The 15387-nt window shown below is 67.9% G+C and carries 7 protein-coding genes; 2 read left to right on the plus strand and 5 right to left on the minus strand.

All coding sequences use genetic code 11. The features are described 5' to 3' along the window. Positions 1-37: 37 nt before the first annotated feature. Together ACFWNN_RS08015 and ACFWNN_RS08020 are read right to left on the minus strand one after the other, a co-directional pair. A complete protein-coding gene (locus ACFWNN_RS08015; RefSeq protein ID WP_382439139.1) occupies positions 38-1306 on the minus strand; it encodes a putative glycoside hydrolase in 1269 nt (422 codons plus the stop codon). 351 nt (positions 1307-1657) lie between these two features. Continuing rightward, positions 1658-9181 (minus strand): SdrD B-like domain-containing protein, encoded by a 7524-nt coding sequence (locus tag ACFWNN_RS08020; protein WP_382439140.1) that lies wholly within the window; start codon positions 9179-9181, stop codon positions 1658-1660. Between the two features lie 616 nt (positions 9182-9797). On the opposite strand from ACFWNN_RS08020, the gene ACFWNN_RS08025 reads away from it, so the two are divergent. After that, entirely contained in the window at positions 9798-10592 is a 795-nt protein-coding gene (locus tag ACFWNN_RS08025) for an SDR family NAD(P)-dependent oxidoreductase (protein WP_382439141.1), read from the plus strand. A 45-nt stretch (positions 10593-10637) separates the two neighbouring features. Here ACFWNN_RS08025 and ACFWNN_RS08030 read toward each other — a convergent pair whose 3' ends face one another. Beyond that, a complete protein-coding gene (locus ACFWNN_RS08030; RefSeq protein ID WP_382439142.1) occupies positions 10638-11414 on the minus strand; it encodes a DUF6531 domain-containing protein in 777 nt (258 codons plus the stop codon). Between the two features lie 249 nt (positions 11415-11663). Further along, the gene (locus ACFWNN_RS08035) at positions 11664-12473 is read right to left on the minus strand and encodes an NADPH-dependent F420 reductase (RefSeq protein WP_382439143.1); all 810 of its coding nucleotides are present in this window, start codon (positions 12471-12473) and stop codon (positions 11664-11666) included. Positions 12474-12960: 487 nt separating this feature from the next. Here ACFWNN_RS08035 and ACFWNN_RS08040 point away from each other — a divergent pair, with 487 nt between their 5' ends. Then, complete coding sequence (locus ACFWNN_RS08040; RefSeq protein WP_382439144.1) at positions 12961-13383, plus strand: DUF2000 domain-containing protein; 423 nt, start codon at positions 12961-12963, stop codon at positions 13381-13383. 60 nt (positions 13384-13443) lie between these two features. Here the strand turns inward: ACFWNN_RS08040 and ACFWNN_RS08045 are convergent, their stop codons facing one another. After that, entirely contained in the window at positions 13444-15324 is a 1881-nt protein-coding gene (locus ACFWNN_RS08045; protein WP_382439145.1) for a glycoside hydrolase family 30 beta sandwich domain-containing protein, read from the minus strand. Positions 15325-15387: the final 63 nt, after the last annotated feature.

The raw sequence follows: 15387 nt of genomic DNA on the forward strand, positions 1-15387 counted from the left end.
GCGCCAGAGGTGCTCCGGGCCCACGCTTTCACTCGCGTCAGCAGTTCGCCCTCAGCACGGATCCCGTCGTGCCGGGCAGGCTCACCGACGTGACCTGCTTGCCGTCGTGGTCGAGGTAAGTGCGCAGCAGGTCGACCTTGACCTTGGGGCTGCCGGTCGGGTTGGCGTTGACCAGGACCACTCCGCAGGTGAAGTCGCGCCGGTACACCTTGTCGGCGACCGCGCGGTAGGCGCCGGCGGGGTGGCCGAGGTTCCAGTCGTACTCGCGGTGCCACGGCGTGGGGCCCGCGTAGGCGTCGGTCTTGGCGATCTCCGCGATCGCGGCGTGGCCGCTGGTGGTCATGAACAGGCTGGCCAGCGCGTACCGGAAGGCCTTCGTGTCACCGGGGCCGAAGTGCGGCTGCACCCAGGTCATCTTCCCGTTCGCCTCGTTGGTGGCGATCTCGCCGACCTGCCGCCGCCAGCCCTGCGGGTAGTCCTCCAGCAGCCGGTTGCCGGCGAACGTCAGCCACCACTCGTCGAACGCCCCGTCCAGGTGCGCGCCGTACGCCTCCCAGCCGCCGTCGTGCAGGCGCGCGTTGGTCAGGTTGCCCACCGAGAGCAGGCCCGCGGCGGCGAATCCGCTCCGGACCTCGGCGAGCATGCCTTTGTAGGCGTTCTGGAACGACGCGTTGTCCGGGTACTTGGCCGGGCACTTGCCGGGATGGTGCGCGTCGCAGGTGTAGAGGACGTTGTCGATGAACACGCCGTCGAATCCGGTCGACTTGGCGCCCTTCACGACCCCGGAGACCCAGGCTTTGCGGTAATCCTGATTTCCGATGTCCATCTGCCAATGCCCCTGGTAGCCCGCGTAGACCAGCTCCTTGCCGTCCGTCCCGCGCAGGAACCAGTCGGCGCGGTTGTTTCGCACGAAGCAATAGCCGAGTCCGGCCGGCAACTGATCGTCGTCCCTGTTCTGCTTGCACGCGTACGACCGCGTGGAGGACATGTCCTTGTAGACGTAGACCTTGATCGCCGGGTTCTGAGCCTTGAGCTTCCGCAGCAGATCGCCCTCCCAGGCGTTCAGCACGACGTGAGCGCGTCGTTTCGCCTCGATCGCGATCGTCTCGTCGGACACCGGAGTGCTGTTCAGGTGCAGCCAGAAGGACTGCACGCGCCCCACCGGCGCGGTGGCCCGCGGCGCGGCATCCGCTCCTCCGGACCCCGCCACGGGCACGACCACCGCGGCGACGAATGCGGCGACGGCCAGCAGGGAAGTCCTTCTCGTTCCAGTTGTTCGCCGCGGCCCGCCTGTTCGTTCAAGCATGACCCCTCCCAGGTTCGAAAAAGTTTGTTCGCACCGAGCGGGGACCTGCGTTTTTTCTTACCAGCGACCAGTTGTGCCTGCAATCAACTCTGCGCAAACCACCTTTTGCGGTGGGGCGGACGGCCCCAAACGACACCACGCGTGTCCGCCGTCTACCAGCCGGGCGACACCAGACTCACCAGCCGGAAGGATTAGGCAATCACGGAAAGTGGCCTACCTATTCCCATGGATCTGGAATCAATTTATTGAAGTGTCCACAAGCTTCGATTCCGCATGCACACGCAGTTATAAAAATACGAAGAAGGGCCGCTCCGCCGGCTGCGGAACGGCCCTTCTTCGTCACCTAGCGGTTCACTCCTCCCGGCGCCTCGTCACGAGCATCAGGAACGCACCCGCCAGCAGCAGTGCCAGACCACCGGCCAGCGGACCCCACAGCGACGCACCGGTCCACGCCAGCGGAGGGTTCGGCTTCTGCGGCTGCGGTGCCGGGTTCTGCGGCTGCGGGCCCGGCGGGGCGGGCTTCGGCGCCAGGCCGGCGTCGAGGGACAGGTCCACCCGCTGGTCGGCTCCCAGCTTCACCACGCGGGTGCAGCCGGTCGCCGGGTCGGCGTCGGAGTCGACCGCGTTGCCACCGGCGCCCTGCTTGGTGAGCGGGCGTCCCGCGACGAGGCCGGTCTTCGGGTCCGCGTTGAAGCAGACCTTGTACTCACCGTCCTCCAGACCGTCGAACAGGTACTTGCCGTTCTTGTCCGTCTTGGTCTGCGCGACCGGCTTGCCGTTGCCGTCCTGCAGGAACACCGGCAGGTCGGGCACGCCGGGTTCGCCGGCGTCCTGGATCCCGTTGCCGTTGTTGTCGAACCACACGAAGTCACCCAGGCGGTTCGTCGGCTTCACGATGCCGAGGTCCACGTCGAGGTTCGTCCGCTTGCCCACGCCGACGGTCGCTGGTCCGCTGCACCCGGTCGCGGGGTCCGCGTCCGAGTCCTTGGCGCGGTCGGAACCCTGTCCGGGCTTGCCCGGCAGGTAGCCGGCGAACTCACCCGGCAGCGCGTTGACGTCGAAGCACACCTTGTAGGTGCCGTCCGGGACGCCCTCGAAGAGGTACTTCCCGTCCTTGTCGGTCTTGACCGGCTGACCCACCGGGTTGCCCTTGTCGTCGACCAGCTTCACCGTCACTCCGGGCACACCGGGCTCGCCCGGGTCCTGGATCCCGTTGCGGTTGACGTCGTTCCACACGAGGTCACCGATCTTGTTCGGCGGGGCCACGAGGCCCGCGTCGACGGTGAGGTTCTCGCGCTTGCCGACGCCGACCTGCACCGGCGGAGCGCAGTCCACCGCGGGGTCGGAGTCCTTCGCCGGGTCGCCTGCCTGGGTCTTGGTGAGGGTGTAGTCCTTCACCGCGTCCGGCAGGTTCTTGACGTCGAAGCACACCGTGTACGTGCCGTCGGGCATGCCCTCGAACAGGTACTTGCCGTTCGCATCCGTGGTCGTGGTCTTGCCGTCGCTCAGCTTGACCGTCACGCCTGGGATGCCCGGCTCGCCCTCGTCCTGGAGTCCGTTCCCGTTCTTGTCGTTCCAGACGAGGTCACCGATCCGGTTGACCGGCGGTGCGATGCCCATGTCCACCGAGGTGTCCACGCGCTTGTCGATGTTCAGCGTCACCGGGTTCGCGCACCCGGTCGCGACGTCCGCGTCGGAGTCCTTCGCGTCGTCACCGCCCTTGTTCGGCGTCGCCACCTGGTAGTCCGCGTACTGCGCGGGCAGGTTCTCGACGTCGAAGCACACCGTGTAGGTGCCGTCGGGCAGGTTGCCGAACTCGTACTTGCCGTTCGAGTCCGTCGTCGTGGTCGCGCCGGTGTTCAGCGTGACCTTGACGCCCGGGACACCCGGCTCGCCCGCGTCCTGCACACCGTTGCGGTTCACGTCGACCCACACGAAGTCGCCGAGCTTGTTCGGCGGTGCCACGAGACCCGCGTCCACGTCGAGGTTCTCGCGCTTGCCGGGCCCGACCTCGACCGCCGGCGCGCAGCCCGTGGCCGGGTCCGCGTCGGAGTTCTTGGTGGGATCGGCACCATCGGTCTTCGTGAGCGTGTAGTCGCGCACGGCCGACGGCAGGGTCGAGAGATCGAAGCAGACGGTGTACTTGCCGTCGGGCACGCCCTCGAACAGGTACTTGCCGTTCTCGTCGGTCTTCGTCGTCTTGCCATCGGACAGCTTGACCGTCACGCCGGCCACCGCGGGTTCACCGGCGTCCTGCAGGCCGTTCTTGTTCGTGTCGACCCAGACGTAGTCACCGATGCGGTTGACCGGGGGCGCGATGCCCAGGTCGACCGTCAGGTCCTCCGGCTTGTCGACGTTCACGGTCACCGGTGCGGCACACCCGGTCGCCGGGTCGGCGTCCGAGTCCTTCGCGTCGTCACCCTTGTTGGGTGCGACGGCCTGGAAGTCCGCGTACTGACCCGGCAGCTTGTCCACGTCGAAGCAGACCGTGTACGAACCGTCGGGCAGGCCCGTGAACTCGTACTTGCCGTTCGCGTCGGTGGTCGTGGTCGCGCCCGTGTTCAGCTTGACCGTCACACCGGCGACGCCCGGTTCGCCCTCGTCCTGCAGGCCGTTCTTGTTGCTGTCGACCCACACGAAGTCGCCGACCTTGTTCGGCGGCCGCAGACCCGCGTCCACCGTCGGGTCCGTCCGCTTGCCCGGTCCCACCGAAACGGGAGCGGAGCAACCGTCAGCACCGATGTTGGAGTCCTTTGTGGAGTCTCCACCGGCGGTCTGACGCGTGGGCAGGTAACCCTTGTAGTCCGCCGGCAGGTCGGCCACGTCGAAGCAGACCGTGTACGTGCCGTCCGGCAGACCGGTGAACTCGTACTTGCCGTTCGCGTCGGTGGTCGTGGTCCTGCCGTCGTTCAGCTTGACCGTGACGCCCGGGATGCCGGGCTCGCCCTCGTCCTGGACACCGTTGCGGTTGGTGTCCGCCCAGACGAAGTCACCGAGCTTGTTCGGCGGAGAGACCAGACCGGCGTCGACCGTCAGGTTCTCCCGCTTGCCGGGCCCGACCTCGACCTCCGCCGCGCAGCCCGTGGCCGGGTCCGCGTCGGAATCCCTGGCGTCATCGCCGGAGTTCGCCGAGGTGAGCTTGAAGTCGCTCGGCAGGCTCGGGACGTCGAAGCAGACCGTGTACTTGCCGTCGGGCACGCCCTCGAACAGGTACTTGCCGTTCGCATCGGTCTTCGTCGTCTTGCCGTCGGACAGCTTGACGGTGACGCCCGGCACGCCAGGTTCGCCCTCGTCCTGCAGGCCGTTCTTGTTCAGGTCGTTCCAGACGAAGTCACCGATCCGGTTGACCGGAGGCGCGATGCCCAGGTCGATCGTCAGATCCTCCGGCTTGTCGACGCCCAACGTCGTCGGCGCCGCACACCCCGTCGCCGGGTCCGCGTCCGAGTCCTTCGCGTCGTCACCCTTGTTGGGTGCGACGGCCTGGAAATCGGCGTACTGACCGGGCAGCTTGTCCACGTCGAAGCAGACCGTGTACGTGCCGTCCGGCAGACCGGTGAACTCGTACTTGCCGTTGGCGTCCGTGGTCGTGGTCGCGCCGGTGTTCAGCTTGACCGTGACGTTCGGGACACCAGGCTCGTTCGCGTCCTGCAGGCCGTTCTTGTTGGTGTCGACCCACACGAAGTCGCCGAGCTTGTTCGGCGGCCGCAGACCCGCGTCGATCGTGAAGTCCGTCCGCTTGTTCGGCCCCAGCGAAGTAGGAGCCGAGCACCCGTCCGCACCGATGTTCGAGTCCTTTGTGGAGTCCGAACCCGCGGTCTGACGCGTGGGCAGGTAGCCCTTGTAGTCCGCGGGAAGGTTCGCCACGTCGAAGCAGACCGTGTACGTGCCGTCCGGCAGATCCGTGAACTCGTACTTGCCGTTGGCGTCCGTCGTGGTGGTGCGGTCGCCGACCTTCACCGTCACGCCCGGGATGCCGGGCTCGCCCACGTCCTGGACACCGTTGCGGTTGGTGTCCGCCCAGACGAAGTCACCCAGCTTGTTCGGCGGCGACACGAGACCCAGGTCGATCGTCAGGTTCTCGCGCTTGCCGGCGCCCACCTCGACCTCCGGCGCGCAGCCCGTGGCCGGGTTCGCGTCGGAGTCCTTGGCGTCGTCGCCCGCGTTCTCCTTGGTGGCCAGGAAGTCCGACGGCAGCGTCGCCAGGTCGAAGCAGACCGTGTACTTGCCGTCGGGCACGCCCTCGAACAGGTACTTGCCGTTCGCGTCGGTCTTCGTCGTCTTGCCGTCGCTCAGCTTGACCGTGACACCGGGAACGCCGGGCTCACCTTCGTCCTGCAGGCCGTTCTTGTTGAGGTCGTTCCAGACGAAGTCACCGATCCGGTTGACCGGGGGCGCGATGCCCAGGTCGATGGTCAGGTCCTCCGGCTTGTCGACGTTCAACGTCGTCGGCGCCGCGCAGCCCGTCGCCGGGTCCGCGTCGGAGTCCTTCGCGTCGTCGTTGCCCGCGTTCGCGCCCACGGCCTGGAAGTCGGCGTACTGACCCGGCAGGTTCGCCACGTCGAAGCACACCGTGTACGTGCCGTCCGGCAGCTTGTCGAACACGTACTTGCCGTTGGCGTCGGTCGTCGTGGTCACGCCGGTGTTCAGCTTGACCGTGACGTTCGGGACACCGGGCTCGTTCGCGTCCTGCAGGCCGTTCTTGTTGCTGTCGACCCACACGAAGTCGCCGAGCTTGTTCGGCGGCCGCAGACCCGCGTCGATCGTCAGGTCCTCGCGCTGGTTCGGCCCCAGGGTCGTCGGAGCCGAGCAACCGTCGGCACCGATGTTCGAGTCCTTGGTGACGTCACCGGCCGCGGCCTGGCGGGTCGGGAGCCAGCCCTGGTACTGCGCGGGCAGGTTCGCGACATCGAAGCAGACCGTGTAGGTGCCGTTGGGCAGGTCGGTGAACTCGTACTTGCCGTTCGCATCCGTCGTGGTGGTGCGGTCGCCGACCTTCACCGTCACACCCGCGATCGCGGGCTCACCGGAGTCCTGGACGCCGTTGCGGTTGGTGTCGGCCCAGACGTAGTCGCCGAGCTTGTTCGGCGGCTCCACGATGCCCATGTCCAGGTCGAGGTTCTCCCGCTTGCCCGCGCCGACCTCGACCGACAGCGTGCAGCCCGTGAGCGGGTCCGCGTCGGAGTCCTTCGCGTTGTCGCCGGCCAGCGCCTTGGTGGGGCGGTAGTCCGAGGGCAACGTGGAGAGGTCGAAGCAGACGGAGTACTTGCCGTCGGGCATGCCCTCGAACACGTACTTGCCGTTCGCGTCCGTCTTCGTGGTCGCGCCGGTGTTCAGCTTGACCGTGACGTTCGGGACGCCGGGTTCGTTCGCGTCCTGCAGGCCGTTCTTGTTGGTGTCGATCCAGACGAAGTCGCCGATCCGGTTGACCGGCGGCACGATGCCCAGATCGATCGTGAGGTCGACGGGCTTGTCGACGTTCAACGTCGTCGGCGCCGCGCAGCCCGTCGCCGGGTCCGCGTCCGAGTCCTTCGCGTCGTCACCGGCGTTGGCGGTGGTGGCCACGAAGTCCGCGTACTGACCGGGCAGCGTGCTCAGGTCGAAGCAGACCGTGTAGCTGCCGTCCGGCAGGCCGGTGAACTCGTACTTGCCGTTCGCGTCCGTCTTCGTGGTCTGGCCGTTGTTCAGCTTGACCGTCACGCCCGCCACCGCGGGTTCGCCGTCGTCCTGCAGGCCGTTCTTGTTGGTGTCGGCCCAGACGTAGTCGCCGAGGCTGTTCGGCGGCCGCAGACCCGCGTCGATCGTGAGGTCCTCGCGCTTGTTCGGTCCCAGGGTCGTGGGAGCCGAGCAGCCGTCCGCACCGATGTTGGAGTCCTTTGTGGAATCCCCACCGGCGGTCTGACGCGTGGGCAGGTAGCCCTTGTACTGCGCGGGCAGGTTCGCCACGTCGAAACACACCGTGTACGCGCCGTCGGGCAGCTTGTCGAACAGGTACTTGCCGTTCGCGTCGGTCGTCGTGGTCTGGCCGTTGTTCAGCTTGACCGTGACGCCCGCGACGGGCGGCTCACCGGCGTCCTGGACGCCGTTGCGGTTGAGGTCGATCCAGACGTAGTCGCCGAGCTTGTTGCTCGGCGGGACCACACCGGCGTCGAGCGTCAGGTCCTGGCGCTTGCCCGGCCCCACGGTCGTCGTCGCGGTGCAGCCGGACGTGCCGTCCGCGTCGGAGTCCTTCGCGTCGTCACCGCCCGCGTCCTTCGGGCTGAACGCGTACCCGGCGGGCAGCGTGAAGCAGACCGAGTACGTGCCGTCGTCGAGGCCTTCGAAGAGGTACTTGCCGTTCGCGTCGGTCGTGGTGGTCTTGCCGTCGCTCAGCTTGACCTGCACGCCCGCCAGACCGGGCTCGTTCGCGTCCTGGACGCCGTTGCCGTTGGTGTCGGACCAGACGAAGTCACCGATGGAGTTCGTCGGCTTCGGCACGAGGCCGGCGTCGATCGTGAGGTTGGCCCGCGCGCCGGGGCCGAGCGTGACCGGTCCGGTGACGCCGTTCGCCTGCGCGTCGGAGTCGGTGGCGGTGGCGCCCGTCAGCGGCGTGGTGAAGACCTTGCCCGCCGGCGCGGTGAACCGCACCCGGTACGTGCCGTCCACCAGGCCGGTGAACAAGTACTTGCCCTGCGCGTCGGTCGTGGTGACGTCCAGATCGCCGTCACCGTCGCCGTCGACCGGGTTGCCGTTGCCGTCGAGGAGCTCGACCTTGACGCCCGCGACCGGCGGCTCACCCGCGTTCTGCTGGCCGTTGGCGTTCGTGTCGTCCCAGACGTAGTCGCCGAGCTGGTTCCGCTCCGGCAGCCGCAGCGAGAGGATGTAGTGGTCCGACGACTCGAGGTCGGTGCGCTTGTTCGGCATGAGCGCGACCTCGGTGTTGAACGTGTTGGCGCCGTTGACGCCGTCCGCGAGGCCGTCGTTGCGGTTCTGCCGGTAGAGCGACCCGGTGCCGTAGGGGTTGGCCGGGTAGCTCGACAGCGGGCGCACGTCGGTGTCGGTGCGGAACGTGACGCTGGTGAACGTGCCCTTCAGGACCACCGAGCCACAACCGGCCGTCTCGACCGTGGGCGTCTGGCGGTTCGTGCCGGGGTACCGCACCGGCTTCTCGTTGCAGGTCGCGTAGGCGTTCGGGCTCGCCACCGTGATCAGCTTGGGCGCGATCGTGAAGTTCGTCCGGCCGGGTGACGGGTCGGCGAGGGTGACGTCGTTCGAGAGCAGCTGCAGGTAGGTGTTGACGAACGACCCGCGCGCCCACTCGGTGGAGCCGATCGACTCGTACGCCTCCGCGAAACCACCCAGGCCGCTGATGTCCATCACCACGTCGGTGACGGGCTTGGAGAACGTCAGCGTGAACTGGCCGGTGCTGCCGCACAGCCCCTGGAAGTTCTGGTGGCCGGCGGTCCCGGGGTTGCCGTTGCAGTTCGAGGCGTTGCTCAGCAGGCCGAGACCCGGCAACGTCGACGCGTTGGCCGGCGAGCCGATGAACATCGCCGGAGCCGCGTTCTTCGTGCCGTGGTTGGTGCTGTTGGCGATGTAGTTCGTACCCGCCACCTGCCCGGAACCGGGGGTGTAGTCAGCCGTGACGGTGACCGCTCCCGTGCTCAACGGGATGGACGTCGTGGCCTTTCGGGTCGCTGTGGCACGGAAGCTCTCGTTGGTCGCGGCCGTCCCCGCGGAACCCGGATTGGCGAGTGTCCAAGCGTTGTTGAACACGTACTCCGGTTCGGCGGCGGAGGCGGTGACGGGGGCGGCCAGGGGCACGGCCACGGCCCCGGCGAAGGCCAGGACCGACGTCACCACCAACGAGACTCCAGCCTGCAAAGGCTTGCGAGCCATCTTCATCCTCTCTTGCGACTTGCCTGCTTAACCGCAAGGACTCCACTGGGAAGCAACAGAAATGGAGAGTAGCGACGCTCGAACATTCACGCGGACCTCAAGCGCAACCCGAACGGATGAAAGTTCCCATTGTTCGCGCCAGGTGCGAAAAATATTCAAATGCCCTCATGACCTGCGCCGACCGCACGCGGAGCGCAACTACCACATGCCTCCCGCACGCGCATTCGGAAGACGTGAAGACAATTCGCACAGCACGGCGACGGGCGCCGGCACGGCGCGCGTTCCAGAGCCGAGCCACCCGGCGGACACCAAAGCAGAGGCCAAGGCTGAACACGCCGCCAAACCGAGTTCGCGCTCACGACCGACATCGGTGCTCGCCGTCGATCGCCGAGCACGGCTGCTGATCGATACGCGCTTCCTAGGCGGGACGCCGCGTTTGAGAGAGCCCTGCGACACAAGCGCCGCACCCACGTTCACCGGCGATCAGCGACTGATGCCCGCAGGACATCAATGGATGCCTGTTTCATCATTGCTCGCACCTGTCCGCACAGCTGAAATTGACACGGACAAGCACTTCGAGCCTTTCGGCTCCACTCTTTCGAAGTTAGGAACTTCTGTGCCTCTCACCACGTCCAGCCACCCCGTGGACCTGTCCGGAAAGAACGCGATCGTCACCGGAGCGAGCAGGGGAATCGGAGCCGCGGTGTCCGTCGCGCTCGCCCAGGCCGGCGCGCGAGTCGTTCTGGTCGGCCGTGTGAAGGAAACCCTGGAGGAAGTGGCCCGCGGGTTGCCGAACGACCCCGTGGTCGTAGTCGCGGACCTCGGGGACCCGGAGGCGCCCCGGGCGATCTTCGAGCAGGCCAAGGACGTGGTGGGCACGATCGACGTCCTGGTGAACAACGCCGGCGGCGGCGATGCGGCGGGTCCCGCGAACACGCTGACCGCGGGCCAGGCCGACGCCCTCTGGGCACTGAACCTCCGCGGTCCCGTCCTGCTCGGCGGGCTCGTCGCGGCGGACATGGCGGCCAACGGTGGCGGCAGCGTGGTGAGCATCTCCTCCGGGCTGAGCCTGCAGGGGATGGCGGGGGTCAGCCTCTACAGCGCGGTCAAGGGTGGCCTGGAGGCCGCGAACCGCTCGCTCGCGGTGGAGTGGGGCGCGGCCGGCGTCCGGTTCAACGTCGTGAGCCCCGGCATCACCCGCACGACTCTCGGTTCGTGGATCGCGGACGACGAGCAGGTGCAGCGCAAGTACCTGGAGAAGGTGCCGCTGGACAGGATCGGCGAGCCCGAGGACGTCGCGGCCGCGGTGCTCTTCCTCAGCTCCCCGGCGAGCGCTTACGTCACCGGCCAGGCGCTGGCCGTCGACGGCGGCTGGGGCACCACCGCCCCGTCACCGTTCCCCGCTGCGTGAGCACACCTCGGCGGCGGTGAGGTGTCGAGCCTCACCGCCGCCGGTTCACCGATCCCGCTGCACCGCCGCCGGTCTCCCGGACGCGTCGTACTCGATCCTCGTCGTGCTCCCCAGGCCGTCCATGCGCACGCAGCGGTCCCGGTCGTCGTAGCCGAACTCGCACCACCTGCCGTCGCCGTCCTCCCAGCGCACGATCCGGTTGTCGAGGTCGTACCGGAACCTCGTGGTGCCGCCCGCCGCGGCGGTGACCTCGACCAGGTTCCCTCCCTCGTAGCGGAAGCCGGCGACCCGGACGTCCCCGCGCGTCAGTGCGGTGATCCGGCCGCCCTCGGTGCTCACCTGGACGTACTCGCCGCAGGGGTGCTCGATCCCGGTGAACACGCCGCGGTCGTCGTAGTCGAACCTGATCTGGTTGCCGAGGCGGTCGAGCACCGATCCGATCGGCAGGACCGTGCCGCCCGCCACCGGCGGGAACCGCAGGATCCGCTCGGCTCGCCAGACGAGGTATTCGCCCTCCACGCCCTCGCTCAACGGCCACGGCGGCCCCTCCTCCGGCAGCACCTCCCAGCCGTCGGGGTACGGGTAGGTGAGCAGCAGGCCGTCCTCGGTGACGAGCCGGATCCCCGTCTCCCCGAGTTCCAGCCGCTGGTCCGCCGTGGACGCCCAGGACGGGCCGAACCAGCGGCCCGCCCAGGACCCCGTCACGTGCGCGCGCCTGAACTCGATCGGCAGCACGGCCTCGATCGTGAAGTCGTGCTGCGACAGCACCAGGCGACCACCGGAGATGTCGATCGGGATGAATGCCGAAACCGGGTGGATCATCGCGCTCTCCCTCGAATTCATTCCGCAACCGACGGCGGCTCGCCAGCATTGCATCGGCTTCGGCGAGGTCAACGCAGTGCGACGACAGAGGGACTTTTGGGGACAATGATCCGACTCGAAGAGGCCGACCCGTTGAGACGTGCTTTCACAACGCGATCGAGCACGCTGTGGTTCATGCTGCGGAGCTCACGGATCAGTCGGGGGCCCGACCGTGAACAATCCTTTCGCCAGCCCCGCGCGAACTGCCTTTCAGGCCCTTCGCGCACTTTCCAGAGCCGCACGGATCTCGCTCGAACCGGCCTGCTTCCCGGGGTCCCGCCACCAGGGAAGGCGAAGATTCGGAATCGTCAGGTACGGCAGGATGTAGGCGGGGCTGCCGTCCTGAATCCTCCAGCTCTCCGCCATCTCCCCGACGTCGACGGCGTCGAAGCCGAGACGGTCGAGCAGGGTGCTGACGGACTTCTTGGCCAGGTCGTCGTCGCCGGCGACGGGGAGGGCGCTGCGGTCAGGTGCGGTGGAAGCGCGGGAGAGCGAGAGGAGGTGTTCGAAGAAGATGGTGTTGAACGTCTTCACCGTCCGCGCGCCCGGCAGGTACTGCCCGAACAGCTCTCCGTCGGTCAGCCCGCCCGCCAGCAGAGAGGCGAACGCACCATCGCGGGGCGGGTAGTAGTTGTTCGTGTCGATGACGACTTTTCCGGCGAGCGCGTCCACGGGCAGGTGCGGCACAGCGCGGAAGGGCACGGCGACGACCGTCCAGTCACCGGCCGCGGCCGCTTCCGCCGGCGTGGCGGCACGCGCCAGCGGCCCCAGGCGACTGACCAGGCCTCGCAGCGTCTCAGGCCCGCGCGAGTTGCTGAGCACCACCTCGATCCCAGCCTCGACCGCGAGGCGCGCGACCGCACCTCCGATGTTGCCACTGCCGATGACACCGAGCGTCTGATTCATTTCCGTTTCCACATCGATCTGCACATCTCCGAAACCGAAGACCGATTTCAGCGTGCCCAGGCAGCGGCAGGGCGGCAATGACCGTCTCGACATCGGCCGATGCCCGACGAGCATGAATGAAGCGGGACCGCGGTCAGTCCGGCACGACCGCTGACACGTCGAGAGGCTGGTCGAGATCCGCCCAGAGGTCCTCGGCTGCCCTGACCGGCGACCGTCCCAACAGGATGGCCGGCGAGCGTTTTCGCTGGAGGCACTGCATCTTGGGGAGCAGATCCGTGCATGCGAGTGCGCGCCCTCGCCGCGCACCTGGCTCACCGGCCGGGCGGATCAATAGCGTCCGCGCATGCACACCACACCCACACCGGAATCGACGTCCAACGACGGCTCGTTCCAGCATCGACCGACCGGCAACGCCGAGAACGCGGAAGACTTCGTGGCGGAACTCGCGCCGATGCCCCTCGGCGTCCTCCCGATACCGATGGGCTCGGCACTGCCACACCAGCCCGCGAGCCGACCAGCGCGCTCAGAAGTTGCGTGAGACCACGAAATCCGCGCAACTCTTCGCAGCGCGTGCACCTGCACATGAACCACCATTGCGGGAATGTCGAGTCGAACCACCGTCGTCCGTCCCGTTCTCGTGCTCAACCCCGAGCTGCCCGCCTGGCTGCTCGCCAACACCGCGGCCGTGCTGGGAGCGAGCATCGGTTCCCGCGAACGCGTCCACATCGGACCGGACACCAGCGACGCCTCCGGCACGACCTGGCAGGGCATCGCCGAGATCGGCGTGCCCGTGCTGGCCGCCTCTCCGAAGGAACTCGCCGAACTGCGCGACCTCGCGCAGCAGGCAGGGCTCACCGCTCTGGCCTTCACCGAGGACGCCCAGGGCTCGCGGACCTACGAGCAGTACACCGCCGCCATCGTCACGAAGACCACGCACGAGATGGTGGTCCACGGCCTCGCGCTGCTCGGGGACAGCCGCCGGATCCGCAAGCTCACCAAGGACCTGCTCCCCCTCGGCTCCTGAACCGCCCGCCTTCTCCCCCGCGGGGCCGACAACACCGTTGCCGGCCCCGCGGCGATCACGTCACCCCGCCACGTTCACGGCCGCGATCAGCGAGCCGTACGTGCCCCTCCCCGACGACCCGGTTCGGCCGGTGACCGTTTCCACCAGGGTGTGCGGCCCCCGCTGCAGACCGGTGAAGCTCGCGATCAGCGTCGGGTTGCGCGACGGGTCGGCCGACAGGTCGATCGTCTTCGCCGGTCCCCCGTCCACCGAGATCGTCACGAACCCGTTGAGGTCGTGCGGGAACGCGTAGAGCGAGATGCCCGTGCCCTCGAACTTCAGAGTCGCGGTCGCACCCGCCTGCGCGGAGTAGGCGTTGCCGTCACCCTGTCCCCACGCGCCCGCCGGCTGCAGGTCCCACTGGTTCAGGCCGGTCCCGTTCACGTTGTACATCGTGGTGATCGGCGTGTTCCGGGGCCGCTCGAACACCCGTTCCCCGCCGGAGTTGAACGTCGCGGTGGCGCCCGCCGCGAGCGTGTAGCCGAAGCTGCCGCGCTTGTTCCACGAGGTCGTGAAGGACTTCGGCTGGTTGCCGGTGTTGGTCACGACCAGGACGGAGTTGCCGCCGGGATTGCGGTAGCCGGTGGCGTGCAGGCCGAGATCGGGGCGCGTGGTGGTGCGCACGTGCCGGGCCTCGGGGTCGACGAACTTCGAGAACTGGCCGAGTTGGAAGAAGCTGAGGGTCGGCGTGTAGCTGCCGTCCGGGTTGATCGTCAGCAGTCCGTCGCAGTCGGTGCACCCGGCCCCCATCTTGGGGCCACCGGCCGGGTTGAGTGCGAGGTTCCACAGGTCGATGCCGCTCACGCCGCTGTTGGTGGAGCGGATGGCGAGTTCCGCGGTGTTCATCGGGGCGATGCCCCGCGGTTTCGGCGAGCACTCCGACATGTACGACCGCTGGGGGAACTCGCCGGTGATCCTGGCGAAGTCCTCGATGTTGCCGCCGTAGCAGTGACCCGCGTAGCCGTAGGTGAACGCGCGGGCGCGGGCGTCACCGTAGAAGGTCCTCGCGTAGTCGACGTTCGGGTTGTCGTCGACGGCGATGATCTTGGTGTCGAGTCCCGCCTTCTTCAGGGCCGGGCCGAGGTGCCCGCCGACGAACTCCGCGGACTGGGTCGCGGACATGCGCATGCCCGGATATCCGCCCGGCGTCACGGAGGGCTCGTTCTGCGGGGTCACTCCCCACACCGGAACGCCCGCACGCCGGTACTCCTTGAGGAACTTCACGAAGTACTGGGCGAGCGTCGGGTAGTGCGCCTTGAGCAGCGTTCCCGGCTCGGTGCCGAGCGGAACCATGGAGTCGTTGGTCTTCATCCACGCGGGTGGGCTCCACGGACTCGTGTAGAGCTTCATCCCCGCGTTGAGCCGGTACGCCTCCTTGATCACCGGAATCGTGTACTCCCGGTCGTGGTTGATCGAGAACCTGCGCAGCTCCGGATCGGGCTCACCGTTGTTGTCGTCGTAGGACCAGGCGCGCGGCCGGGACAGGGGCGTGGCGCTGTAGTCCGACGCGCCCATCGGCGCGCGCATGAACGACAGCCCGATGCCCGAGTCGCGGCTGAAGAGGTCGCGCATCGCCCGCGCCCGTGCCGAACCCCTGAGCGAGTCGATCAGCCGCGTCGAACTGTCCGTGAAGGACGCTCCGAACCCGTCCATGACCTGGAGTGGAACGGAATCGTCCAGAGTGATGTCCGCGTTCGGGTCCGGCGCCGCGAGGCCGACGCCCGGCTGACGACCGAGCGCCTCGGACAGGTCGGCCGTCGTCAGCGTCACGTGCACGGTCCGCCCGGTGTCCGCGTCGGGGATCGGACGGGTGTCCGGCACACCCGGCGCGGACACGCTCGGCGCGGACGCCATCAGCACCATCGTCGCCGCGCAGCAGCACATCAGCGCCGATCGGCTCAATCCTCGTCTTTTCATGGGCGACGAATACTCCGGGCCTTCCAGCCACTTCAATAGCTCGCGCGC

Source organism: Lentzea sp. NPDC058450 (assembly GCF_042721395.1).
Classification (GTDB): domain Bacteria; phylum Actinomycetota; class Actinomycetes; order Mycobacteriales; family Pseudonocardiaceae; genus Lentzea.